At 69.9% G+C, this 23,910-nt stretch carries 30 protein-coding genes; all 30 read right to left on the bottom strand.

From position 1 onward, the window contains the following. Window positions 1-248 precede the first annotated feature (248 nt). A complete protein-coding gene (gene cyaB / locus ACFY2B_RS22935; RefSeq protein WP_390764933.1) occupies window positions 249-866 on the bottom strand; it encodes a class IV adenylate cyclase in 618 nt (205 codons plus the stop codon). Next, window positions 863-2,248 (bottom strand): hypothetical protein, encoded by a 1,386-nt coding sequence (locus tag ACFY2B_RS22940; protein ID WP_390764934.1) that lies wholly within the window; start codon window positions 2,246-2,248, stop codon window positions 863-865. Before ACFY2B_RS22940 ends, cyaB begins: the two co-directional genes overlap by 4 nt. A gap of 41 nt (window positions 2,249-2,289) precedes the next feature. Then, a complete protein-coding gene (locus ACFY2B_RS22945; RefSeq protein ID WP_390764935.1) occupies window positions 2,290-2,514 on the bottom strand; it encodes a hypothetical protein in 225 nt (74 codons plus the stop codon). 190 nt (window positions 2,515-2,704) lie between these two features. Beyond that, window positions 2,705-3,061: a hypothetical protein gene (locus ACFY2B_RS22950; protein WP_390764936.1), complete on the bottom strand. Its 357-nt coding sequence runs from the start codon at window positions 3,059-3,061 to the stop codon at window positions 2,705-2,707. Between the two features lie 387 nt (window positions 3,062-3,448). Then, a complete protein-coding gene (locus ACFY2B_RS22955; RefSeq protein WP_390764937.1) occupies window positions 3,449-4,627 on the bottom strand; it encodes a helix-turn-helix domain-containing protein in 1,179 nt (392 codons plus the stop codon). 63 nt (window positions 4,628-4,690) lie between these two features. Further along, a complete protein-coding gene (locus tag ACFY2B_RS22960; protein WP_390764938.1) occupies window positions 4,691-5,329 on the bottom strand; it encodes an HAD family hydrolase in 639 nt (212 codons plus the stop codon). A gap of 294 nt (window positions 5,330-5,623) precedes the next feature. Then, window positions 5,624-5,941, bottom strand: coding sequence for a hypothetical protein (locus tag ACFY2B_RS22965; RefSeq protein ID WP_390764939.1), 318 nt, complete (start codon window positions 5,939-5,941; stop codon window positions 5,624-5,626). Next, a complete protein-coding gene (locus ACFY2B_RS22970) occupies window positions 5,938-6,153 on the bottom strand; it encodes a hypothetical protein (protein ID WP_390764940.1) in 216 nt (71 codons plus the stop codon). Before ACFY2B_RS22970 ends, ACFY2B_RS22965 begins: the two co-directional genes overlap by 4 nt. 2 nt (window positions 6,154-6,155) lie before the next feature. Further along, window positions 6,156-6,374 carry a hypothetical protein gene (locus ACFY2B_RS22975; protein WP_390764941.1) on the bottom strand — a complete coding sequence of 73 codons (219 nt, stop codon included), beginning with the start codon at window positions 6,372-6,374 and terminating at the stop codon, window positions 6,156-6,158. A gap of 12 nt (window positions 6,375-6,386) precedes the next feature. Further along, a complete protein-coding gene (locus ACFY2B_RS22980) occupies window positions 6,387-7,328 on the bottom strand; it encodes an N-acetylmuramoyl-L-alanine amidase (RefSeq protein WP_390764942.1) in 942 nt (313 codons plus the stop codon). A 77-nt stretch (window positions 7,329-7,405) separates the two neighbouring features. Continuing rightward, window positions 7,406-7,915, bottom strand: coding sequence for a hypothetical protein (locus tag ACFY2B_RS22985; RefSeq protein ID WP_390764943.1), 510 nt, complete (start codon window positions 7,913-7,915; stop codon window positions 7,406-7,408). After that, window positions 7,912-8,367: a hypothetical protein gene (locus ACFY2B_RS22990; RefSeq protein WP_390764944.1), complete on the bottom strand. Its 456-nt coding sequence runs from the start codon at window positions 8,365-8,367 to the stop codon at window positions 7,912-7,914. Before ACFY2B_RS22990 ends, ACFY2B_RS22985 begins: the two co-directional genes overlap by 4 nt. Before the next feature lie 10 nt (window positions 8,368-8,377). After that, a complete protein-coding gene (locus ACFY2B_RS22995) occupies window positions 8,378-10,264 on the bottom strand; it encodes a LamG-like jellyroll fold domain-containing protein (protein WP_390764945.1) in 1,887 nt (628 codons plus the stop codon). Continuing rightward, entirely contained in the window at window positions 10,242-13,439 is a 3,198-nt protein-coding gene (locus ACFY2B_RS23000) for a hypothetical protein (RefSeq protein WP_390764946.1), read from the bottom strand. The genes ACFY2B_RS22995 and ACFY2B_RS23000 overlap by 23 nt, the downstream gene beginning before the upstream one ends. A 130-nt stretch (window positions 13,440-13,569) precedes the next feature. Next, the gene (locus ACFY2B_RS23005; RefSeq protein WP_390764947.1) at window positions 13,570-14,037 is read right to left on the bottom strand and encodes a hypothetical protein; all 468 of its coding nucleotides are present in this window, start codon (window positions 14,035-14,037) and stop codon (window positions 13,570-13,572) included. Window positions 14,038-14,048: 11 nt separating this feature from the next. Further along, entirely contained in the window at window positions 14,049-14,555 is a 507-nt protein-coding gene (locus ACFY2B_RS23010; RefSeq protein WP_390764948.1) for a hypothetical protein, read from the bottom strand. Window positions 14,556-14,562: 7 nt separating this feature from the next. Further along, the gene (locus ACFY2B_RS23015) at window positions 14,563-15,549 is read right to left on the bottom strand and encodes a phage tail tube protein (RefSeq protein ID WP_390764949.1); all 987 of its coding nucleotides are present in this window, start codon (window positions 15,547-15,549) and stop codon (window positions 14,563-14,565) included. A gap of 3 nt (window positions 15,550-15,552) precedes the next feature. Continuing rightward, the gene (locus ACFY2B_RS23020; RefSeq protein ID WP_390764950.1) at window positions 15,553-15,753 is read right to left on the bottom strand and encodes a hypothetical protein; all 201 of its coding nucleotides are present in this window, start codon (window positions 15,751-15,753) and stop codon (window positions 15,553-15,555) included. Window positions 15,754-15,781: 28 nt separating this feature from the next. Continuing rightward, window positions 15,782-16,246 carry a hypothetical protein gene (locus tag ACFY2B_RS23025; protein ID WP_390764951.1) on the bottom strand — a complete coding sequence of 155 codons (465 nt, stop codon included), beginning with the start codon at window positions 16,244-16,246 and terminating at the stop codon, window positions 15,782-15,784. Next, a complete protein-coding gene (locus tag ACFY2B_RS23030) occupies window positions 16,246-16,800 on the bottom strand; it encodes a head-tail connector protein (RefSeq protein WP_390764952.1) in 555 nt (184 codons plus the stop codon). Before ACFY2B_RS23030 ends, ACFY2B_RS23025 begins: the two co-directional genes overlap by 1 nt. Window positions 16,801-16,812: 12 nt before the next feature. Then, window positions 16,813-17,058 (bottom strand): hypothetical protein, encoded by a 246-nt coding sequence (locus ACFY2B_RS23035; protein ID WP_390764953.1) that lies wholly within the window; start codon window positions 17,056-17,058, stop codon window positions 16,813-16,815. 62 nt (window positions 17,059-17,120) lie between these two features. Further along, entirely contained in the window at window positions 17,121-18,338 is a 1,218-nt protein-coding gene (locus ACFY2B_RS23040) for a phage major capsid protein (RefSeq protein ID WP_390764954.1), read from the bottom strand. 81 nt (window positions 18,339-18,419) lie between these two features. Further along, entirely contained in the window at window positions 18,420-19,103 is a 684-nt protein-coding gene (locus ACFY2B_RS23045) for an HK97 family phage prohead protease (protein ID WP_390764955.1), read from the bottom strand. Continuing rightward, entirely contained in the window at window positions 19,096-20,241 is a 1,146-nt protein-coding gene (locus ACFY2B_RS23050) for a phage portal protein (protein ID WP_390764956.1), read from the bottom strand. Before ACFY2B_RS23050 ends, ACFY2B_RS23045 begins: the two co-directional genes overlap by 8 nt. Before the next feature lie 12 nt (window positions 20,242-20,253). Next, window positions 20,254-21,723 (bottom strand): terminase, encoded by a 1,470-nt coding sequence (locus tag ACFY2B_RS23055; protein ID WP_390765050.1) that lies wholly within the window; start codon window positions 21,721-21,723, stop codon window positions 20,254-20,256. A gap of 1 nt (window position 21,724) precedes the next feature. Further along, a complete protein-coding gene (locus ACFY2B_RS23060) occupies window positions 21,725-21,991 on the bottom strand; it encodes a hypothetical protein (protein WP_390764957.1) in 267 nt (88 codons plus the stop codon). A 169-nt stretch (window positions 21,992-22,160) separates the two neighbouring features. After that, a complete protein-coding gene (locus ACFY2B_RS23065) occupies window positions 22,161-22,598 on the bottom strand; it encodes an AAA family ATPase (RefSeq protein ID WP_390764958.1) in 438 nt (145 codons plus the stop codon). 6 nt (window positions 22,599-22,604) lie between these two features. Next, a complete protein-coding gene (locus ACFY2B_RS23070; RefSeq protein ID WP_390764959.1) occupies window positions 22,605-22,880 on the bottom strand; it encodes an HNH endonuclease in 276 nt (91 codons plus the stop codon). Between the two features lie 18 nt (window positions 22,881-22,898). After that, window positions 22,899-23,216, bottom strand: a complete 318-nt coding sequence (locus ACFY2B_RS23075; RefSeq protein WP_390764960.1) for a hypothetical protein — start codon at window positions 23,214-23,216, stop codon at window positions 22,899-22,901. Between the two features lie 307 nt (window positions 23,217-23,523). Next, window positions 23,524-23,886 carry a hypothetical protein gene (locus ACFY2B_RS23080; RefSeq protein WP_390764961.1) on the bottom strand — a complete coding sequence of 121 codons (363 nt, stop codon included), beginning with the start codon at window positions 23,884-23,886 and terminating at the stop codon, window positions 23,524-23,526. Window positions 23,887-23,910 lie beyond the last annotated feature (24 nt).

A 23,910-nucleotide genomic window follows, 5' to 3' on the forward strand; every position in this document is an offset into this window, starting at 1 on the left:
TCCTCCTCACTGGTTGCGTGCTGGGCGGACTGGGCGCCGATGACGTCGAGGAGGCTCTTGCCGCACCAGCAGCAGGCCCATCCCGAGTACTGGGCGTAGGTGGGCGTCGGCAGGCGTGAGAGGGCGCTCCGTGGCGCAGGCCGAGGGGCCCCGCCCATCTGCCACGGGGGGAGCAGACGAGCGGGGCCGGGGGAAGGGCTGCTACTCGGCTGGCACCGGGCGGGGGAGCAGCCCGTAGTCCTCCTCGATCAACTTCGTGAGCGGCGGCCGGGAGGACTCAGGGCCTCTTGCGTGTTCCGGAGCACGAGATCTCGGTACGGGAGATCCACTGGGGGCAGGTCGGCGATTCGGAGTTCCTTCTCCGTCTGCTCGACGGCCGCCGTGGCGGCATTGGCATCCGTGCTGATGACCTCCGTCTCGACGAAGGCACCGGCGCCGACGACCATGTCGATCGTGACCGTGACGCCCGGGTGCAGCGCGTGGCTGTACGCCGTCCGGGTCTTCTCCACGCGGACCAGGAGCCGCATGCCGATGGCCTCCAGTAGCTGGTCCGCCTGGGCGGCCTGGCTCGCCGCAGCGAGGTGAACGTTCGTCTCCGGCTTCGCGATGACGCTGTCCGCGCTGTGCGTGGCCGCGGTGGACGGTGGTTTGTAGGTGACCTCCGCGAAGCTTCCGCGGCGGCGTACCCGCAGGCACTCGACGGTCTGCAAGTAATCGACGTCGGGCCGACTGTAATAGGTGTCCGTCTCGGTCTGCGGCTGTGCGCCCGTCCAGCCGAGTTCCGTCAACTGCTGTGCCAGGGAAGCCCCGTCGTCCGGGAGCTGCCGCTTGCGTTCCACTTCGATCTTTCCGTCCAATGCGGTCATCCTCCTGAGTTGATGGCTGAGTAGACCCGGGCGAGGTTCCCTTTGCTGCACCACTGCTGAAGGCACTGCATCCCCTTCCCGAGCGCGCGGGAGTCGGTGGCGGGGACGTTCGAGAACAGCACCATCTGCTTGGCGTCCCGCAAGGGGTTGGGGAGTGCACGCCGCAGGTACCGGTTGTAGTAGGCGCGGTCACGGCGCAGGACGTCCGTCACCCGCACGGGCATCAGGACGGTCCGCTCGTCCTGTGCTGCCTCGGTGGAGTGGACGGCGACGGCGGCCAGCAGCCCGTCGAGGGTCATGTAGGCGTATGTCTCGCGTCCTTCCCGGGTGACCCAACTCTGCCAGACCTGGCCGCACTCCCCGTCGTCCTGCTCGGCGAGGGACAGGAACGCGTTCAGGGCGATGTCGGTGCACTCGTCGAAGATGTCCCCGTCCACGGTGTAGTGGTCCAGGTAGTGCTCGCTGAGGGCGAGCAGCGTGGATTTCTGGGAGGCCGGTAACCAGTCGGTCTCTGTCAGGGCGTAGTGGACCCGTTTGTGGCCGTGCTTCGCGTCGATCCAGTCTCCTGCCAGGGGGCCCTCCAGGTGCGGTGTGAAGCCGAGGACACCCGATCGCCAGACGTGGTCGCGCAGGGTGACGTAGTGCCGCTGGACTTCCCGGAAGATGCCGACGGGTGCGGTGACGACCACCGCCGTGTGCTCGTCGAGCTGGTCGGCCGGGACGATCCGGGAGTTCTGCCGGCAGACGATGTGGTCGGCCGCGGAGTGGTAGGGGTGGGTGCCCTCGTGCAGGTACTGCGGGACGAACATCCGCAGGAACTTGATCCAGGACCGTGACGTGTAGGTCTGAAGCGAACGGTCGTGCAGCGAGGATGCCTTGACGGCGTATACGTCGCGGTAGGCGAACATGCCGTGAGGCCGTAACACGGTGGGCAGGGTACGGATCATCGCGTGCAGGCCGTTGTAGCCGCCGCCGTAGGAGTAGACCTCATGCAGCAGAGCGGACGCGCTGATGACGTCGACAGGTTCGCTGAGTAGGGTCCCGATGTCCTGGGCGAAGCCCGTGACCATCTGGCAGTTGCCGCCCGCACGGTTGAATTCGTCCATGGCCTGGACGAGCGAGCCCGACGCCACGCCTGGTACCTCGACCAGCGTGAGGCTGGGGCCGTTGCTGTGGTGTCCGTCGGAGGCGAGCTGTGAAGCCAGGTAGGCGACGGCCGACCCGCCTCCGGGCCCGACTTCTACCAGATGCGGATTGCTGTCGCGCACCCGCTTGAGCGCCTGGAGCGCGAGGAACGCTTTCTCCTCGCCGTGCGCATTGGCTGCGATGTCGATGTATCCGGCTGAGGTCTTCAGCATGGTCGAGAACGTGGAACCAGACATTTGCACTCCTCGTTGAGCGCACTCGGTCTCCGCCAACCGTCCTAGGGGGACGGGCTGGGGAGCTGTGTGGTTGGGGCGCCGGCGCAGTCGGGGCAGGCGTAGACCTCGTTGTCGAGGACGTGGGCGCCGCTCCGGCCACGCGCGAAACCGGCCGACTGGGCGCCCATGACGTCAAGGAGGCTCTTGCCGCACCAGCAGCAGGCCCATCCCGAGTACTGGGCGTAGGTGAGCGACGCGGCGGGCGGCGGCTCAGGCCGCGGGATCATGCCGGGCCATCTCGGTGGCGAGGGCACGCGCACGGCGGGTACCCGTCCATGAGCGGCGTCAGCACCTGGGCGGGCGGAACGACGACCCGTCCGGTGTCGTGGGTGACCGTGCCGTAGCGGTCTACCCGGTAGACGCGCATCGTCATGTAGCCGAGCCCGGACCTTGCGCGGGCAGGGAGTCTGTTCGGAGTCATCGTCGGCAGTCCCTCACCAGCCGGTACAGGCCGCGGCCGACGATGCAGTCAGCGGCTGTCTGCTCTGCCTGGCAGAGCGGGCAGGCCACGGTGTGGGTGAACAGGCCGCGGTGGGCGCGGTCGGCGACACAGGAGCGGCAGGCCCGGGGGAACCAGGCCATCCCCGACACCGCCGACGAGCCGTTCAACGGGGAGCGCTGCTGACCGAAGTCGACAGCGGTCGCACCGGTCAACGACGTGGGGCACCAGAGGCATTCGGCACCCCGAACCTTGCCGTCGGCCAGGCCGTCCAGGGCGGGCAGCGCCAGGATCAAAAGGACCTCGGCGGGGATCTCCTGAACCGTGCTGCTCATCTGATCACCCCGTAGAGCGGCTGGACGGTACTGTGCGGCATGTCGACTCCTTCACCAGTCGGCCACGCCCCGGGACCGGTCGCACGGTCGCCGGGGACTTCCTTCGGCCGGGATCTCGGGCTACTCACGTCGGCACCCGCACGTGACGACCGGCCACACACGAGTCGCACCACGCACCACGACTCTCCCTGCCATACGCAAAGGCCCAGCGACAGACCCGCAGTGAAAGCAGGCCAGGCCGTGAAGACGGGCGATGCTCACTTCGCGGTCTATGACCATCGGCGGGGGCAGGGGCGCGTCAGGCATCCCAGGTCCCATCTGCTCGGCATTCGCGTGCGACAGATGGTGGCCCTACCCGCACGGCAGAAGTACCCCGGTGAGGGGTAGTCAGGTGGCCGCGCACCACTCCGCAAAGTTGCTGAGGTCTTCGACGTCCGCACGCTTCAACCGACGCAGCGTCGCCGCGTCCTGCCGAACCCACGGATGCTCCCGGGTGTGCTGCGGCGCGATCCGACGCGCGACCTTCAGCGCCTCGAACGCATCATCCGGACGGCCGGCCCACAGCTGTGCGCGGCCCATCTCGATGTAGAACCCCGACCGTCGCTCCGCGGGGAGGTTTTGCGGAGGCGCCCATTCGCGGGCGACGTCCAAGGCACGGCCGGCGTGCTCGTCGCCGAGGCTCACCGCCACCGAGACCTCATGGACGCGCACGGAGTCCGGTCCGAACGCAGTCCCGCAGTAGACGTCCTCACGGACCCGGTCGCCCAAGGCGCGGGCCTCCGACAAGTGCGTGCCAGCCGCAGACCCGTCGCCCGCCCGGCCGGCGATGACTGCGGCCCGCATGTGCAGCGCGCCGCGTGCCGCCGTCGTCGGAGTGTCGTCCGGTGCGGGGGCGGCGTCGATGGCTGCCTCAAGCGCGCGCAACCCGGTGGCGTGCGCACGAGCGGCGAAGAACGTCTCGGTGCGCACATAGGCGACGGACGACGTGAGCACCGGGTCTTCGGAGGCGGGGACAGCCCACCGCATCAGCTCGATCATCCGGGCGGACAAATCCCTGGCGCCGACCTTGTACGCGACTGCGTCTGCCGAACGGGCCGCCCGCACCAACAGGCTCGCCCACTCCCGGCGTTCCCCTTCTGTTGCTGCGTGATAGCCGCGCAGCAGCTCCGGTAGCAGGTCGGGGAGCGCACGGGCGATCCGGGTGTACTGCGCGGCCAGGCGCCACCCGACCGCCTCCTCGACAGCCACGCGCAGTTGCGGCAGTGCGCGGACAGGGGCGCCGTCGGGGAGGTCGTAGGCGGCGATCACGCCGGACAGCGCGGGCAGCGCGGCGTGGACTCGGGACTGGGTCACCTCGCGGTCACCTAGCAGGCGCCCCGGGTCGACGTGGAGCGCGTCCGCGATGGCTTCCAGGGTGTCGGTGCTGACACCGCGTTCCCCGCGTTCAATTTTGCGGATGGTGCCCAGTGCTACACATGCGGCGTCGGCGAGTTGCTGCTGGGTCATCCGCGGGCGTGCCACGCTCCGGTAGTAGGCGATGCGCTCACCGACCGAACGTACGGACATGTAGGCCCCCGAACTGTCCTGGGTCTGCCACCGTATCGCTACCAGGTTGGTTCGTAAGGGAGGTCAGGCAGAGACGATCCCAACGAGGTCAAGCAGGCTGTCGATCCGGTAGTCCGCCGAAGCCGCCTCCGAGGTTCCCGCCCAGAGGTTGCCCCAAGGGCCGCGCCGCAGGTGCGCGGAGGGCAGGCCGGCGGCATGTGCGGGGCCGACGTCGTTTGCCGGGTGGTCGCCGACGTACAAGGAAGTCGCCGCGTCCAGGCCGGCCGCGGTCAGTACCCGTTCGAAGAACTCCGATGCCGGTTTCGCCACGCCCAGTTCGCCGGACGTGGTGATGAGGTCCGCGGGCAACTCCAGCTCGCGTAGCAACTCCCCGGCGCGGGCTGTCTGGTTGCCTGCGACGACGACGCGAACGCCGAGTTCGCGGAGTGCGGAGAAGGCGGGGCGGACGTCGTCGTACAGGTCGCTCTCGTCGAGGTACTCGCCGCGGCCGGCAGCTTCCCTCGCGGCGTACTCGGCGGGGATGTCGATGCCGGGGCGTAGCAGGCGTAGCGCTTCGGCGTTGTCGTCTCCGCGCGCGACTACAGCGCCGACGAGGGCTGAGAGAGTGTGATGGGGGACATCGAGCCAGTCGGCCCAGGCCGCCCAGTACCGATCATCTCGGGTGATCGTCTCGCCGACGTCGAAGATCACAGCGCGAATCATGGTCGGGAGCGTACCCGGGCATGACGAAACGGCCCCCACTGCCCGAAGGCAGTAGGAGCCGTTGCCGCTGGGGCGAGGGGTGCGATCGACCCAGCGGGGTTTCCGGAGGGTGCTCCTCCTACCTGACCACGCCGCCAGGGGCACATTCCGAAAAAAGGGGGCCGTCTGCCGGTCTCGGCGATTCGCTGGGATCGAGGCCAGGAGGCGACCGCCCGTGCTCATGCTGCCGTCGGCACCGCTTGCCGTCGAGTCGCGCGGGGCATCCGGGTGACAGCCGCCTGGGGCCGCCGTGGTTCAGCGGAGGAAGAGTGCGGCGGCGCCGGCCGCCGCACCGGCCACGCCCGAGAGGGCACCGACCGCGTTCAGCGGCCACCGGCTCCCCTTCAGCGCTTCGACGTCCGCACGGAGTTCGCCGGTGTCCTTGTCCATGTCCGCACGGAGCTGCTTCACGGCCTCGTCGGTATCCGCGCGGAGCTGCTTGACCGCCTCGTCGGTACGGGCCGTCCGCTCGACCAGCACCGACAGTGAACCCTCAATCCTCGCGAAGCCGGTCGTGACGGTGCCGCGCAGCCGCTCCAGCTCGACCGCCACAGACGCCTCGGGGACGGTCACGCGTTTCCCTTCGGCAGGGCCGCGGCGCTGGACGACGACCCTATGAGCGAGGACAGGGCGCCCTTCACGACGGCGAGGCCGGCCGGTATCGCGGCGACCGCGGCGGCCTTCGCCGTGGACAGGTCGACGACGCTGGACGCCAGGAGCAGGCCGAGGAACGCCTCCAGGTAGGTGGCGACGGTGCGCTCGGCGAGGTCGGTGAAGAACTTCATGGTCAGGACTCCTTGGGGGTGTCGAGTGCGGCGCGAACGGCGCAGTCCTTGGCCTCCAGCAGCTTGCGGAGACCGGCGGTCAGTTCGGGGCCGTCGAGCTTGGCGGCCAAGTCGTGCGCCAGCTCGGCGAATGGCCGGCTCACCGCCTGGAGGTGTTCGGGGAGGTGGTCCCACGCGAAGTGGCGGAGGACCGCGGCTGTGCCCGGGTGGAGGTTTTGCATGGTGGGCGCTCCTCAGGAGGTGACGGTGAAGCCGTGCTTCGCGCCGAGCTTGGAGAGTGTGGTCCGGCCGGGGATGCCGTCGGCGGCGGAGCCGGAGTAGCCGAGGCGCCGCTGCCACGCGGCGTAGGCGGTCACGGTGGTGCTGCCGAAGCTGCCGTCGCCCGCGTACCGGGCAGACAGCAGGCCCTCGGCGCGGAGTGCGGCCTCGACGAGGCGGACGCCGGCCGGGTAGGTCTGGTGGCCCTGCTTGGCGCCCGGGTCGGTGCGGGCCGCGGTGACCAGCTTCGACAGGTCGACGGCCGGTTTCGCCGGAGTGGTGGGTTTCGGGGCTGTCCCGGTGCTGCCCTTGGCGGCGTTGAGGATGGCCGCCATCGGGAACGCGCCCGGGTCGCCGTGGCCGTTCTCGGGGACGTGTTGGTGGCCGCAGTGCCCCTTGAAGCAGGTCCAGGCGCTGTTGCTCATGCGGACGCCGTTGGAGCCGTAGGAGCCCGGGTACGCCTTGAAGGTCACGCCGCTGGTGAGGGGCACGCCATGCTGGTCGTGCGCCCACCGGGCGAACGCGGCGAGGTCGCGGATCGCCCAATCCGGCAGGCTCGGCGTGTACAGGTGCGGGGTGGAGCCCCACTTCTTGTGGGTGGTCGGGTCGCAGGTGCCGATGATCTCCACCTGGCAGACGTTGAGGGTGTTCGTCTCCACGCCGCCCGCCTTGTTGACGAGGGCGCGTGAGGAGACGTCGAAGTCGAAGTGCTGGAACCACTCCAGGCGTTTCGCCGTGAAGTCGGGCCGGGCGGTGAAGTTCGGGGCCTCGGCGCCGCCGTTGTACGAGGGCAGTGATGTGCCCTCGGTGGTGTGCCAGACGATGGTGTTCGAGTCCATCGCGTCGCCGCCGTACTTGTTCTGGTACCAGTTCGCGGTCGAGGCGCCGGGGTAGCGCTGAGGGCCGGACTTGGCCATGCGGAGTCCTTCTCTGGGAATGCGAAAGCCCCGGCCGGGTGGCGCGGGGCTGACGGTGGTGGGGTGTGGGGGTGTGGTCAGGTGGCGGACTGGTAGATGCCCCAGACGCGGACGATGTCGCCGGCGGCGAGGGTCCAGGGGGTGGAGGTGGTCCAGGCGTCCCAGTCGCCGGTAGTGCTGGGTGATGCGAACCACATCGTGGCCGTGGTGGTGGCGTTGTTGGTCAGGGGGATGGCGCCCAGAACGAAGTTCTGGGTTCCGGTCCGGCTGGCGCTGGCGTTGAGGGCTACTCCGTTCGAGGCGCTCGCCCCGGTGACCGGCAGGGAGAAGTTCAGGTTGCCGCTGCCGAAGGTGGTGGTCGAGCCAACGGTGAACGTGATGGACAGGATCACGGTCCGGCCAATCTTCATGTACTGGCCGGCCAGGATCCCGTTGCCCACGGCGGGCGCGGTGCCGGTGGAAGCGAACGTCGGGGTGTAGGTGGTCCAGGCGCCGAACATGCTGTTGAGCTGGTCGCGGATCTCGGTGTTGAGCATGGCCGCCGTGACGACTTCGCCGACCTGCCAGGTTTTCGGTGCGAACGTCACGGCTGCACGGCCTCCTGTCCGGGGTCGGTGGTCGGAGGGCTGGGGTTGGCCGGGTCCTCGGGCTGCCACCAGAAGCGGTGCTCCAGCGCGAGCGCCTGGGCCTCGGCTGCCGTGGTGTCGGCGGGGAGGATCAGCGGTACCCATGCCCGCCTGCACTGCACGCACCCGAACCGCGGATCGCTCACGGACACGGTCCACGCAGAGCGGCAGGCGTCGCACTCGGCGAGCCAGCGGCCGTCATCGATCCGCGCGTACACGCCCGGATGGTCCGGGACCGGCTCGGTGGGGATGGGGACGCGGCGGCTCAGCCGGTACTCGGCCCAGTGGTAGACGAGTTCGGCGCCGGGCACCTGGGACCAGTCCTGCGCGGGCTGTCCGGGCCAGGGCGGCGGCGGCAGGTAGTAGGTTTCCGCGCGCTCGATCCTGTCGGCGGGCGGAGCTGGTGCGGTCATGAGACCTCTCTCAGTAGGCGAGGCGGGTCGTCTCGTCGAGCTTGCTGTACAAGGGATCGTCGAGGACCCAGACGGAGTCCGTCAGGGACGCCGAGGTGTGGAACTGGATCAGGTGCGACTGCTCTTTGATCGTCTCGGTGTAGCCCTCGACGGTGACCCGCATGCTCGGGGCCTGGGACTGGGCGGGCACGTTGTAGACGGTGAAGAAGCTGGAGATGTCGGCGTCGAGGATGTTCAGGTAGTTGGGCATCGTGTACGCCTCGATCGGCACTTCGCGCAGTTCGGGCGCGGGGTCGGCGTAGCGGGACACCCGCCAGTACGCGGCGTCCAGCACGCTGTTGTCCGAGGTTTTGAGGATGGACAGGGTGCCCGGGTCGTAGACCCCGAACGCCTGGATGCTCTGCGGTGCGGTCACCTTCTGTGTCGCGCCGCCCGGCCGGGACGCCTCCAGGCTGTTGACCAGCTTCTGGTCGTCGTCAGCGAAGGCGATACCGGGCTCCAGGTCGGCGTAGTCGACGGTGAACGCCTCGCTCGAAGGGCCGGGGTTGTAGCGCAGATCACGGGACTGGTAGGTCATCAGGAACCGGTCGCGGGCGGCGAAGAGTTTCCCGGACTCGGTGGATTCCACCTCCCGCATCCGCGCCACCACACCGGTGCCGCCGGGGCCTTGGGAGGCGATCGGGTCGTGGGTGGTGCCCTGGATGAGGGTGTCGAGCAGGCCCGCGTAGCTGCAGAGCCGGTAGACCCGAGTGTCCGCGCGTTCGCCCGCGAACCCGTTCATGCCCGCGCGGTAGTGGGACTGGAGCACGGCGCCGCCACCCCGCGCGTACACGGCGACGTGGGCGAGCGATCCGGACCACAGGCGGGTGCCGCGGTAGCCGCCGATCTGCAGGATCCGCTGGTCGAACCCGTCCGTGACCGGGATGGTCGGGTCCACGCCGAGGCCGTCGATGGCGATGCTGCCGCTCAGGCTCTGGTCCCATACGACCTGATGCCAGTTCCCGTCAGCCAGGCCGCTCGTCCCAGCGACCGTTTCCACGGCGAGGGTCCCGGCTCCCGCGTCGGTCCATTCGATCTGCACCCCGCCGCTCGCGGTGAGCGACAGCACCTGCACGCACTGCAGGTCCGGTGAGTACAGGCTGAGGATGGCCCGGCCGCCCGTGGTGGTCTTGAACCACGCCTCGATCGCGATCGTGCCGGTGGTGAGCTTCTGCTGCGTGGCCGCGCCCAGATCGACCGTCAGGTACTTCCCCGCGGTGGCGGTGGACGGGGCGAGGGTGGGGGTGCTGTCGCCGGTGGCGGCCGGCCCGGTGTCGGCGGCCATGGTGAGCGTGCCGCCGGATCCGGCCTGGGCGATGGCCATCGACGGCAGCCCGTTCCCGGACAGGTCACCGGCGCTGGTGGAGTCGCCGGGCTCGGTGAGCGGGTAGTACGCGGCCGGCAAGAAGCTGGCTATCTCCTCGGTGAGCATGGACCGCAGGACGGGCAGCCGGTTGAGGCGTTTGAACAGGTCCGTCGCGGTGATGGCAACGCTGCTGGACAGGCCCTGCCAGCTGACGGGGAACTCGTTGACCATGCCGTAGAAGCGGGGTTTGACGGTGGCGCCGGTCACCACGCTGATCCGGATGGGGGCATTGCGCCGTACATACGGGTAGTACGGGCTGGCCGCGTTGCCCGGCGTGAAGCGGCCGTCCTGGTTGTCCAGGCGCAGCGAGGCTGTCCCGGGCTGGGTCTCGGACAGTTCGTCGGACGCCCCCCGGGTGATGGTCACTCCCTGGGCGATGTCGACGTACTGGGAGATGTCCGTCCACGTGATGGCGGCCGGGTCCTGGACCAGGCCGCCCCACCCCATCTCGACGAGCAGCGCCACGAGGTCACCCCACTCCCAGGGCGACATTGCCGCCGTAGTCGCGTTTGAGTTCGAGCAGCATCCGCCGCAGCTCTCGTTTCAGTGCGACCGGATCGGTGCCGATCCCGGCCTGCACGGTCAGGTTGACCGTCGTCGAGCCGCCGCCGGCCGTGACCGCGGGCCGGCCGAGGACGGGCCGGGTCGCGGCCACCCGGCCGGAGACGGCATCCAGCGCGCGGTCCAGGACCGGCACGCCGTCGACCAGGCCCTGGGCCAGGCCCTGGGTGGAGTAGGCGCCGACCTGGGCCATGACGCGGGACGGGCTCTTGATGCCGAGGGCCTTCTTGATGGACTTCTCCATCCCCTTGGCGATCGACGTCATCAGCTTCTCGATGTCCTTCTGCTGCGCCTGCAGACCGGTCAGGAAGCCCTTGCCCGCCTGCTTCCCGGCGTCGTACATCAGGTCGCCGCCCTTGTGGCCCAGGGCACTGGTCTGGATGTCGATCTGCTTCTGGGCGTTGTTGACGGACGCCAGGGTGGCCTTGTCTGCGCCCGCGAGCGCGGACGCGTAGGCGTACCCGTCGACCGGGCCCATGTCGAGAATCTGCCGCAGCAGCCCCTTGTTCAGACCGCGCTTGGCCAGTGTGCTGATGTACGAGCTGAACGTCTTGATCTGGGACAGCTTCTGCTGGAGCCCGGACTTGATGCCGCCGGCGGTGACCTCCTCGGGGGACATGCCGAGGTTGGACAGGCCGGCCGCCGAGCGGGCGTTCGTCGTCAGGCCGCTCGTGTACTCCTTGGCCTCGGCGATCCGCCGGGCGAACGCGTCCCGCTGGGCCGCGTAGTCCTGCAGCTTCTTCGACTGCCGGTCGACCATCGCGAGCAGGCCGCTTTCCTTCTTGCCGGAGAACGCGGTCCTGATGTCGGTGGCCAGGTCCTTTGCTGTCGCCTGGATCTTGTCCCGGGACCCGGTCAGGCCCTTGATGAGACCTGCGCCGATGTCCTTGGCGAGGGCCTGCATCTTCTTCGACGGAGACGCGATCTCCAGCTCATCCCGCACCCCCTGCGTCACCGCCGCGGCCATACGCCGTGAGGACTCGCCGACCCCGGCCGCCGACGCGTCGATGCCCTTGACGAGGCCCTTGCCCACGTCCAGGCCCGCGGCACCCAGGCTGCCGGTGCCGAGGGTGCCGGAGTTGATCGCACGCAGCAACGGCAGGTACTGGCGGGTGCTGGCGGCGTTGACGACGAACTCGTTCTTGCTGAGCCACGGCGCGAAGACGCTGTCGCTGGTCTCCGTACCCGGACCGTCGACCAGGCCGCCACTGGCGTAGCCGCGGTGGCGGAACGTAGAGCCGGTGAACAGGCCGCCCGTCGCGCCGGCCGGGACTTCCTTGCCGCGGTACGGGCCGCTGCCGCCCAGACGGACGGTCTGCACATAGGTCGTAGCCGTCTTGCCATTGAGGGCGTTCAGCTGTGCTCTCGCCGATGCGATCTTGTCCTGAAGGTCCTTGATGGTCGCCTTGAGGGCGGCCTGCTTCGATGCCGGGACGGTCTTCAGCTTCGCCTTGGCCGCGTCGATCTGCGCGTTCCAGTTGGCGATGTTCATCTGCAGCTGGCGCGGCGCAAGGTTCTTGGTGGCCGACGCGGCGAAGTCGCCGGCCTTGCTCTCGGCCGCGCCGAGCGTGGCGATGTAGCCGTCCTTGAACTGGTCGAACTGCCGGTTGGCGGCCTTCAGCTTGTCGCCGATTCCTGGGAGGAAGCCGAACATCTTCGCGGGGACGGACACGGCGATGTCGATGGCGTCCAGGATGCTGCGGCTGATCATCCCGAACGCCCTGACGACGAACGGCGCAGCCTGGGCCGCGGCCTGCGTGATGTCGATCATGCCGTTGCCGAAGATGCGGGCCGCTTCCAGGATGCTGGCCCGGTTGTTGTTGACCCACAGGTCAAGTGTCTGCAGCGGGCCGATGGCCTGGTTGACCGAGGCGCCGATCGGGGCGAACGCGCCGAGGATGGCTGAGCCGGTGTCGGCGAGGGTGGGGCCGATGATCCGGCCGACGTCCAGGATGGCCTTGAACCCGTATCCGATGTCCTGGATGACGGGCCGCAGTAGGACTACCGCGCCGCGCACGGTGTCCATGGCTCCGGCGATCAGGCTGCCGCCGAGCTGGAACTGCTGGCCGAAGACGGGGCCGAGGGTGCGGCCGAACTCCCCGGCCAGGCGGCCCAGCCCGCCGAGGGTGTCGTTGACCGCGGAGAACAGCCCGTTGAGCATCGCGGCGGTGCCGGGGATGCCTGCTTTCAGCCCGTCGAACATCGCGGGCAGGCCCGTGGCCAGCAGCCCTCCGATGCCGTCGGAGAGCGCCTTGAGGGTCGGGCCGGACGCGGCGCCCAGGTCGAGCAGGGATCGGGTGAAGGGTCCGAGGGCGCCGGTCATGTCCTTGATGAACCCGGTGCCCAACTTCAGGTTGGTCTGCAGGTCGGACTGGAACCCGGAGTCGCGCAGCAGGCGGCCGACGCCCTCGGCGGCGTCCCCGAACGCCGAGCCCATGTCGGTCATCGCCCGGCCGAGGATTGTTACGACCGGCCCGGCCGCCTTCACGGCCTGGGTGAAGCCGGGCAGCATAGCGGCCTGGATCTCCTTGCCGATCGGGCCGAACTCCTTCTTCAGGCCGACCAGCGACTTCGTGAAGTCCCTCGCGGGCGGGCTGAGCTTCTTCAGCGCGTCGGCGTACTCCTTCTGCCCCTTGGCCTGCGCCTCCAGCGCGTCACCGACGCCGGAGACCCCCATCTTCAGGGTGCCCGCAGCGAGGCCGGCGCCCGCCAGGGCGGGGACTAGGGCGCCGAGGGCGGGCAGCAGGGACAGGCCCGCAGCGGCGGCGACGCCGAGCATCACACCGCCCAGACCGCCGCCGGACTGGCCGAGCGAGGCTGCTGCGCCGCTGCCCGCTCCGGTCACGTCGTCGAGCTGCCGGGTGACGTCGGGCATGCCACCGGCCATGAGGCGGGACGCATCCGCGACGGCGACGAACCGGCCCCGCAGGTCGTGCAGGCGCCCGTTGGCGTCCTGGGTGAACCGGGCGACCGCCCGGGAGTTGCCGTCCATGTCGTCGTTGAGACGGCGGTGCAGCCGGACCGAGGAGTCGCCGGCGTTGTTGAGGACGCGGGAGAGCCGGTCGTCGCCGTCGAGGATGAACCGCAGCCGCTGGGAGCCGGCCATCACTCACCCCCTTGCATCTGGGCCTGGTGGTTGTCGATCCACGCGGTAAGCAGCTCGAACTCGTCCTCGGTGAGGTCGTCGACATCCCGCGCTGTGTAGTGGAGGTACGCGCCGAACAGCGGCAGGTAGCTCAGGCGGCGCTCGGTGAAGCTGCCGTCTCCGTCCCGGCCGGGACCGGGACGGGGGCGGGGGCCGGGTCTTTTGGGGCCGTCACGGCGGTGATGGCCTGCTCGCACGCCTCACGGTCGGCTGCCGCGTCGCGCAACTCGTCGAACGCGGCGGCCAGCTGCTCCGGGTCGGCGCCGTACTGGTCGGCGATGCCCTCGGCGTAGGCGCGGACCTCCCGCGCGTCGAGCAGCACCCGCAGCTCGTCCTCGAACGGATCGAACGCCGCGAACCGCAAAGTGGGCTCGGTGCGTTTCTTGACGGCCCAGGCGACCGTGCGCAGGGCGTTGACGTCACCGGCCCGCAGCGATGCCTTGATGTCGGCCCACCGGCCGTCAGCCGTGCGCTCGATGACCTGGATCTCGGAGGCGCGCAGGCGGCCGGCGTCGAACCGCTGCGGCTCGCCGCCGTCGGGGCTGTACTGGATGATCAACGGGGTTGCTCCTATTCGAGGCGGCGCCGGACGTCGTCGAGGATCCGGGCGACCTCGGACTCCATGCGCGGGCGGTGGTTGCGGACGGTGGTGTCCCACCAGGGCGGGGCCGCGTACTGGTTGACCCAGCGGCGCCGGTTGCCGAACACCGGATGCCGCAGACGGCCCTGGTTCAGCTGGGCGGGGACGTTCTTCAGGTCGGGCGGCATGCGGCCCTTGTCGATCCACACCGTGGCGCCCGGGCTGGAGCCGGTACGGACGCTGATCCGGATGGCGTCGGCGATCGTCGCCCGCAGCGGCCGGCCGTTCGGGGACGGGCCGCCGGGCCGCGTGCTGCGGCCCTGGCTACGGATGTCCAGGCCGCGGATCGCGTCCTGGAGGTCGTCGCGCAGCGGCTCGGCCGCGCGCCGGACACGTCGGTGCATGGACTGGCGGATGTTCTCGCCACCGGCCGCCCGCAGGCGCCGCGAGAGTTCGAGCAGGCTGCCGGTGTTGAGGATCCGCACATCACGGGTCACGACCGGCTCAGACCGTGGTGTCGGTCGAGATGATCTCGATCTTCGGCTGGTTCGCGCCGTCGTACAGGCCGGTGAAGGAGAACGTCGGCTTGATCACGCCGAAGCCGTCCACGGTCGGCGGGCCCTCGTCGAGCTTGACCGCGGGCAGCGTGATCCGGAACGTCTCGAAGTAGGTGGAGGCGATGTTCGCGCCCACGAACTCCCACACCAGCGACGTGGCACCGTCCGAGGTGTGCAGGTCGTCCAGGGTCGTGGCGACGTAGTCCGTCTCCAGGCTCCCGGTGATTTTGACCTGGTCGTTCTCGACCGGCTCCTTCTTCAGCGCCGACTGGTTCGCGTAGAACCGCTCGACGTCCTGCGGGCGCTCGATCTTCACGGACACCTTGCGGATACCGTCAAGCGCCGTCTCCGTGCCGAACGTGCCCGTCTTCAGCGCCATCTGCCCGAAGTGGAACGGGCTCATGTTCGAGTAGGAGGCGGCGGTCAGCGTCTGCGTCTCGTCGCAGTCCTTGCCGTCCACCTCGAACGTGCCGGTCAGTATGCCGCCGACCTCACACGAGAACTCCCCGCTGGTGACCTTGCAGCCCAGGAACGTCTTGTTCGTGACCGCACCCGTGGTCAACGGCACCCCCAACTGGAGGGTGAGGGACTTCCCGGCCGTACTCGCCAGAGTGTGGGTCTGCAGGTACGCGGCCGTCGTGGCCTGCTGCACCGGAGTGACCGTCGTCCCCATCAGCGCCTGGACCAGCAGGCCCATGCCCTTGTTGACGACCTCCAGGTCGACGCTCCCGGAGACCTCCCGGCGGGTGACCACACGCCGCGAGGACAGGGCCAGCAGGCGGCCTGCCGCGATCCCCGCAGACTGCGCGGTGGTCTTCTTCAGGACCAGGCTCTCCTTGGTGAACTCCAGGAACCTGGCCGGCGCCACGTAGGTGCCATACGTCGTCTCGGCGCTGATCCCCAGCTGGGCGCCGAGCCCGGACCCGATCGCCACAGATCAGCCCTCCGTCTTCTGCGGCTTGGCCGCGGTCTTCTTCGTCGCGCCGGGCTCCTCGATCGGCTCCCAGTTCGCGGGCTGGCAGACGTAGCCCTCGAACCGGTCGTCGGGGACCTCGACGATCTCGTCGGGCTCGACCGTGCGACCGCCCAGCTCGGGGACGGTCACCTGCTCGGGCCCCACAAAGCGCACACGCGCCATGGCAGTTGCTCCTCAGGGTGGAATGGGTTCAGATGCGGGCCTGGCAGGTCACCGTGAACGCCAGCCCGGCGATGGCGCCCTCGCTCTGGGCCTGGGTGAGGTCGCCCGCGGTCAGCTCGGCCCACAGGACCGTGCCGTTCAGGGTCGGGGCCTGGGGTGCCGTATCGGTGGCGCGCAGGGCCGTCTCGACGGCCGCCACGATCTCGAAGACTTTCACGCGGCGAAGGGCCATGTCCTTGTCGCCCGACCGGGATTCCGCGTAGCAGGCGATCGAGAACGTCTCGTCGCGGGTGCGGGCGCCGGCCGCGTTCCAGGACTGCTCCAGCGTGACGGCCGCACTGTCGCCCGGCTGCCAGCCCACGTGGATCCGGTGCTTGGCGGTGAGGTTCACCGACTCGGGGCCGTCGGCGATCCGGATGCCCTCAAGGGCGGGCGACGCCCGCAGGATCGCGAGCAGCGCGTCGACTGCGGCCGGGACGCGGGAGGTGGGCATCACGCCACCCCCGGCGGGACCTTGTACGGCTCCAGCAACTGCAGGACCCGGTTGGGCACCGCGTACCCGAAGCCAGGGATGGGCTCGGTCACGTTGAAGTCGTCACCGCCGCCGATCCCGGCCAGACCCCGGGACGCCCCGTACTGGGTGCGCCACAGGTGTTGCAGCAGGATCCGCGTGGCGAGGCTGATGGTGGGCGGCACCTCGACGCGGCCGGCGCTGTACCGGACGCTCCACACGGTCCCGCCGAACGATCCGCCCCGGTAGCGGACGATGCCGGTAGCGCCGTCCAGGACCAGCGCGGCCAGGTCGAGTGGGTCACCCGCCTCGACCGCCGGTACCACCGACACCAGGGCGATGGCCGGAACGCGCGACAGGCACATGGTGTTACCGCGGCCCTCGATCGTCTCCGTGACCTCACGGGTCTCCACCGGGCCGACGTGCCGTTCGATCACCGCGGTGAGTCCGTCGATGTACGCCTGCAGCTCGGTGTCGTCGGTGTCGGTCTGGATGTCCAGCTGCTGCTTGGCCTCAGCCAGCGTCAACAGCGCCATGCCGGCCTCCGGTTACTTCTCGGCGGTCGGCTTCGCCGCGGCCTTGCGGCGGGGCGTGGCCTTCTCCGGGGAGCCGGGCACGGTGGCGTGCTCCTCCACTGGGGCCTCGCCCCCGGCGGTGCCGTCGTCCTCGACGGCCAGGCCGGCCGCGATCATCTGTCCGGCTTCGCCGTCGGGCAGGTCGACCACGCCGCCCCGCTCGGGCCAGGGCTCACCGTCACGGGTGCCGGAGATCGTGACCTTCATACGAACGCGCATCTGTTTTCCCTCAGGGCTGGAAGGGGCGGCCACCGGTCGTGGCCGCCCCGGGTACGGATGGGTCAGGACGCGCCGCCGGCGAAGACCTTGACGGCGCCGGTCTGGTCGACGAGCAGGCCGTCCGCGCGGATGATCGCCCGGAAGGTGGTCAGGTCGGAGTTGAACGCGTAGTCGTCGGAGCGCTCGAAGCGCACGCCGCCGGCCATGCGGACGAAGTACTGGGAGAAGTCGCCGAACGCGACGGACTTCGCCGATACGGCGACCGCGGCGACGTTCGGGTCCGTGTGGACCGGCTTGCCCAGCAGTGTGTCCGGGGCGCCGACCTGGATGGACGGCTGCCACAGGTACTGGCCCTGCAGATCCTTCAGCTTCCTGGCGGCGCCGAGGGTGGCGTCCCGCATCAGCCAGCCGCACGAGGTGCTGTTCCGGTACGGCGCGATCACGGAGTAGAACAGGTCGATCAGGTCGTCCGCGGTGAACGCGCCGGCCGCGCCGGTGCCGCCGGTCTTGCCGGTGGACGCCGAGGTGATGACGCCGGTCGGCTGGCCGGTGCCCGAGCCGGTGATGGCGTGGGTGCCGAATGCGTTGCCCAGCGCGCGGCCGGCCTGCATGGACAGGTAGCCCTCCAGGTCCACGCCGGTGTCGGTGAGCAGTTCGGAGGACGCCTGGAGCAGAACGCCGTACTTGTAGGCGCCCAGGGTCCGCTTGGCGAACGCCGGATCGGACTCGTTCAGCGGTGCGGCTTCCGCGGTGAGCGCGGCCGAGGAGTGCGCGGTGGTCACCGGGATCTCGATGGTCTCGCCGGACGCAGTGTTCAGGACTGTGGGGCCGGCCATCATCAGGCCGGACACCTCGATGAGGTGGGCGATCAGCCGGCCGTAGAAGGTCGTCGGGACGGTGTTGCCGCCCGCGGTCGCGGTGCCCTTGACGAGGTCACGGAAGCTGACACCCGCGGGCGGGGCGATGTTGATACCGCGCATCTCACCCCGCGCCCACCGGCGCAGCTCCGACTCGTGCTCGGCCGGCTGCCGGCGGGCCTCGGCGGGCTTGGCGAGCAGCTGCGTGAACGCGTCCTCGGCGTCCTTGCTGCGCTGCTCCGCCCCGGCGAGATCCTTGACCCGTTCGTCGATCTTGTCGAGGTCGGCGGACAGCCGCTGGTAGGTCTGTTCCTCCTCGGTGGTCAGGTCCCGCTTCTCCTTCTCCGCGGTGTCGAGCAGTTCCTTCGTCTGCTCCCACACGTTGAGGCGGCGCTCCTGCAGCCGCTTGATGAACTCGGACATCGTGGCCCTCCTTGGGCATGACGACGGCGCCCGCGGCCGGTTGCCGGGGCGTAGGGATGTTGAGGTGGGTGTCGCCCTGCCTCAGAAGGTGCGGCGCTTCATCAGTTCGGCGCGTCGCTGCCGTACCGCGACGAGCGGGTGGGTGTCGCCCTGCCCGCCGGTCGGGATGACCGTGGGGGCCGGGGCCCCGAGGAACTGCTTCAGCTCACCGGCCACGGCCGCCGCCCGGACCTCCTCCAGCCCGGCGCCCGCCCGCTCGGCGAGCGAGCGCAGACCGGTGGACGTGTCCAGATAGGCCGGGTCGTTGACCGGGGCCACGTCGATCAGCTGGCCGGACAGCAGGGTGCGGACCGGGAAGCCGTCGTCCGTCATCGCCCAGTCGTCCTCGAAGGTGTAGAACGCGAACGAGGATTCGGTGACGTCACCGCGCTGCACCAGCTCGAAGACGTCCGCACGGGCGGCCGGCACGTCGACGCTGTAGTCCAGGCCCGTGCCGTCCGTCTGCAGCCGCAGCGTGCCCGCCCGCGTGGTGCCCAGCAGCATGTTGTTGTCGTGGTTGTAGCGGGCCATCACCCGCGGCCAGCCGTCGCCGTCGCTCTTGGCGAAGAAACCGGGGTCGATGCGCTCGACGAACCCGCCCAGGTTCCGCGACAGCGTGTTGAACTTCGCCGCGTACCCGCCGATCGTCCTGCTCTCGCCCGCCGCCCGGACCTTGACCAGGCCGCGGGTGAACCGGCGCTCCGTCTCACCGTTCACGTCATCCATTCCTCTCCTGCACAGGCAGATGCAGCGGCGTGTAGTCCTGCCCGAGGCCGCCGGGCAGCGGCGGCTCGTCCTCCAGCCGGCGCAGTTCGTCGATGTTGTTCAGCCCGATCGAGCGGGCGATCCGGTGCGCCTGGTAGCGGGTCAGCGTGTCCGTACGCAGCATCGCGTCCGCGTTGAACGCGCACTCCTCCGTCGGCGGGCGCAGGCTGGAGAACGCCTCCTCCAGGCGGGCCAGCCACGGGCGCAGGGTCCACGTCAGAAGGTCGATGCTGTTCTGCTCCACGGTGGCGTAGGTGAGGCTGCCGCCGGTCTCACCGCCGACCTTCTCCGGCGGCACCCCGTAGATCGCGGCGATCTGGTTCGCGGTCGCCTTGATGGTCTCCAGGAACTGCGACTCGTTCGCCGCAACCGAGATCGGCCGGTACTTCACGCCGTTGCCCAGCGCGACCACGTCACGGCCCTGCGCGGCCTCCTTGAACCGGGCCTTCAGGATCGTGGCGGCGTCCCGGTCGACGGCCATGTCCGACTCCAGGACGGCGCTGGGCGTGGAGCCGTTGGCGAACCAGTCCCGGCCGAACTGGTTGGCCAGCAGCCCGGCCTCCGTCGTCGTCGCGAAATAGGCGATCGGCGACAGGCCCAGGATCTGCCCCGGCATCGTGTAGGCGGGGATGTGGAACATCTGCCCGTCCTCCAGGCGGCGGCCCTTGTAGTACCAGACCGGGACGGGCGCCAGGTTGTCCATGATGCTCACGTCGTCCGGGTGGAGCCACTCGATCTGACTCGGCCAGCCGTCCGGCCCCCAGGCGACGATCAGCCCGTAGGCGTTGCCCCGCAGCGTCAGCGACGTCATGCACCGGTGCAGCCAGTCGTAGCGCCAACCGACCGCGGCCGGCCGCCTAAACAGCGGGGGCGGCGGGATACGCCGACGGTCCTCGCCGTCCGTCCGGTACGTCTTCAGCGGCAGCGAGGCCACCGAGTCCGCCAGCAGCCGCGTGGCCGCATACACCGGCCCCAGGCGCAGCGCCCGCTCCTGGCTGCTGCCGCGCAGCACCGCCGGGTCCGAGCCCGCACCCCACACGTCCTGATACGAGATCGCCCGCTTCAGCGCCGTCCGGCGGAAGGGCCACCACCTGCTCACGTCATCCCCTCCTCACCACACGCTTTCCAGGATGTCCTTGGGCTGCTCAACCTCGGCGCCGAGTCCCCACGCTGCCTCGGTGGCGGCCACGAGCGGGCTGATGTCGACGCCCACGGTCCGCCTCGCCCACGCCCACGCGTCCCCGAGGTCCCGTTTCTGCGCGCCCGCCAGAGCCGACGCCAACGGCGCCTCGTCGAAGTGCGTCAGGGACTGCGTGGTCACGGCGTCGTAGAACTGCCCGCAGGCCGCCGCCATCTCCCGGGCCTTCGGCTTGACCACCTCGACGCCCAGGCCCTCCCCCTCGTCCTCCAGGGCGGGGATCAGGGAGGCCGCGGCGCTGGCCGGGTCGACGACCCAGCAGTGCGGCTGCCACTTCCCGTGCAGTTCCCGCGCCCGCTCCACGATCCAGCCCGTACCCGGCCGGTGGTCCACGACCGTCACGTGCACGCCACCACGCCAGCGGAACGCCGCACAGATTGCCGCATGGCTGCGCTCGGGGGTCATGTCGATGGCGAACGCCACCGGCGCCGAACGCTCCGCGTCAGCGACCGCCAGAGCCCGCCATGCTTCCTCGCCGATGACCTGCCAGGTGTCCGCCTCGTCCGACGGATACTCACCCACACCCAGCCGCTCGCGCTCGAACACTCCGGACGTGCCGAGCGAGGCCCGCTCGTTGCGCACGAACTCCGGGCTGATCAGGTAGCCCAGGGACGGGTTTGCCTTCGCCCAGGACGCCGGATCGTCCGAGCTGTCGTGGTCCGTGCAGCCCGGCGAGCACTCGTCCAGGTGCGGGTCCACCGACCACTCGAAGTACGTGAGCGAGGGATCCGGTGTGCCCGACTCCAGCGCGGCCAGCGCACGCCGCCGCAGACGCGCCAGCTGCACGGACTGCGAGCCGATGCCGGCGCTGCCCAGGTACCAGATCTGCGGGTTCTCGACGGCGGACATGGTGGGCATGAGCGCGCCCATCGCGTCGTCACCCAGGATCATGTCCTCGTCCAGGATGTTGCAGTCCCCAGTCCAGCCACGACCGGAACCGCCCGACCGGGCGATGAACTGCAACTGCTCCCCAGTCACCAGCGTGATCGACGTCTCCGTGGTGTTGCACAACATCCGCTTGACGCGTTTCCGCAGCTCAGGGCACCCGAGGATCAGGGACTGGATGCGCTGGAACGCGACCCGGGCCGTCTTGAACTCGTGCGCCGAGTGGATGATCAGCCGCTCCTTGAGCACAAACAGCCCGGCCAGCTCGCGGGCTTCGATCACCCCGCCCTTGCCGTTCTGGCGCGGGACGTTGACGGCGACCTCGAACGCGGACCACTGGCCGTCTGCCCGCTCCCGCAGACCGACGTCGAGGATCCGCTGCTGCCACGGGAACAGCTCCAGCCCGGCGATCGCCGCCAGCTCCACGGCCGCCTGCCCGGCCGAGGACAGGAACGTCGGCGGCGCAGTGAACAGCCGCGGCGTCTGCAAGCCCCGCATTTCAGGCTCGGCGAGCACGGACACGGCCGTCCTCCCGCTTCTTCGCCAGCTCGTCAACCCGGTCCGTCTCGGCAGCGACCGGCGCCAGCTTCCGCAAGGACTCCAGCACTGCGCGTAGCTCACGGCCCGCGTTCGCCTTGGCCGTCGCCCCGTCCTTCCCGTCGAGGGTCGCGGCGAGCGTGAGGGCGAGTTGCGCCAGGCCGGGTGCGATCTCGCCGACCCGGAGCCGTTCGATCTCGGCGGCGGTCGCCTCGACGTTGGTCGCCATGATCACCCCCGGGTCAGTCACACAACGTGACGTCACCCAGGGTGACGGTCCGCTAATTCGGTCGAACTGAGTTCACGCGGATCAGCGAGTACAGACCCCGTGTAAAAAATCGGGCGACAAGGGCGTTTGGGTCGCCCGGGAAGGCTCTCAAAGAACCGGCCGGTGCCGGTCACCACTCCATCGTCCGGCCGGCCCGGACCGTCTGCCCGGTCGCCGGCCGTGACCGGTACCAGCGTGCGGCGACCCGCTTCATCTCCGGGTCGCGCATGGCTTCGATGCGCTGCATCACGATGTCCCGGCCCGGGTCCACGGCGACGACCCGCGCGTCCATCCGCTTGTACCTGGCCATGGCCTTGGCACTGGGCATGGTGTGGATCAGGTACACGTCGACCTGGTCCCGCAGCTCGAACGCCTCACGCATGGCCGCGTAGCGGGCCCGGTGGGCGACGCGGAGCTGCAGCGAGTCCTGATTCCAGGCCGGGGCGCCGGGCCCGGTGAGCGCGCGGGTGATGCGGTCCAGGTCGATGACGATGTCCGCCGGCTTCGCGTGCGCCTCGATCCAGCTGGACTTGCCTGCGGCCGGCGGACCGGTGATGACGTACAGCACAGGGGGTCACCACCTCAGGGCGGGCCGTCTGCGGGGCTTGGCGGCGGGGCGGTTGCCGCGGGCGCTGTTGCATCGCCGGTGCGCGGCCCGGGCGTTGGCCCTGTCGAGGAGGCTGCCGCCCTTCGACAGCGGCACCTGGTGGTCGAGGGTGAAGCTGAGCGGGTGCCTGGCGTCGAGGTCGTAGCCGATGGCGTGTCCGCAGATCCAGCAGGGCAGGTACTGGGCACGGAGCCAGTCGACGAGGCGACGGTAGGGGCGCCCGTTGCGGGGGTTGCCAGCCACGGGCGCTACCTCCCCCGGTCAGGGTGCGTCTGTGGGCAGGTTGTTGGCGTAGTCGTCGAGGGACTGGCCGAAGTCGTCGATGGCCTTGTTGAGGTCGTCGTTCATGTGCCTGCCGATGATCCCTTGGGCGTACTCCTGCATGGTGTCGTCGTCGATCCCCTTGCAGGCGGCGGGTCGTCTGATGTCCATGTCGGGATCGGGGGCTTTGACGATCTGCTTCTCCAGGGCGGCCTTGCAGGCGGCAGGGTCGGCTTTGACCTTTTCGGAGCTGCTGCAGGCGGTGAGGGCCGCGGTGAGGGCGAGCAGGGCGGCACAAGCGGCTGTGCGGGTCTTCATGGTCCCCCCAGTGGTTACTGACGCTGAGGTGGGCATCATGCGCCACGCGAAGCTGCCATGGAGGGCCTGTGGTCGTGTTGTGACGTTGAGGTCCGCCGCCGGGCGTTGCCGTCACCCGCAGGGCCACCCTCCAGCCTGCTGCGCCGGGCGGCGGACGGACACGACGAAGCCCCAGCCGAGGGGGACTTGCGGCTGGGGCTTCGTCGTGTGTCTGTGGTGTCCGGGCACGCCGGACGTGGGGCCAGTGTCACTGATGATCAGGCGGATTGCAACTGTTCGCCTGTCGGACTGGCGGGTCGCGTGTCGGTCACTGCTGGCGGAAGTGTTCTGTGGGCGTGGTGCGGGTGAACTGTCCGATGCCGCGGTATGCCCGACGGGGGTCCGACGAGGCGGCGTTCTTGCTGGCAGTGAAGTTCTCGCGCGTCGGACGCTCGGCGAACTGGTAGGCGGCGAGGGTCGGCGCGGTGCCGCGGGGGACGATGCCGTGGGCCCATGCGGTGCGGTAGAGGGCGGCGAGTTGTCCGACGGCCTGTCGGACGGCGTCCGCGAACGTGTCGTGTGCGCGCATGAGGTCGGCGATGTCTTCGGCGAACGCGTCGTCGGTGACGCGGACGGTCGGACGTGCGCCGGTCTTGGGCGGGGTGGGCTGGGTACGCTTCGTGCTGCTCATGGTCGGGGTTCTCCGATCGTGGGT

The sequence above is a fragment of the Streptomyces sp. NPDC001270 genome (assembly GCF_042896695.1).
In the GTDB taxonomy this organism is placed as follows: domain Bacteria; phylum Actinomycetota; class Actinomycetes; order Streptomycetales; family Streptomycetaceae; genus Streptomyces.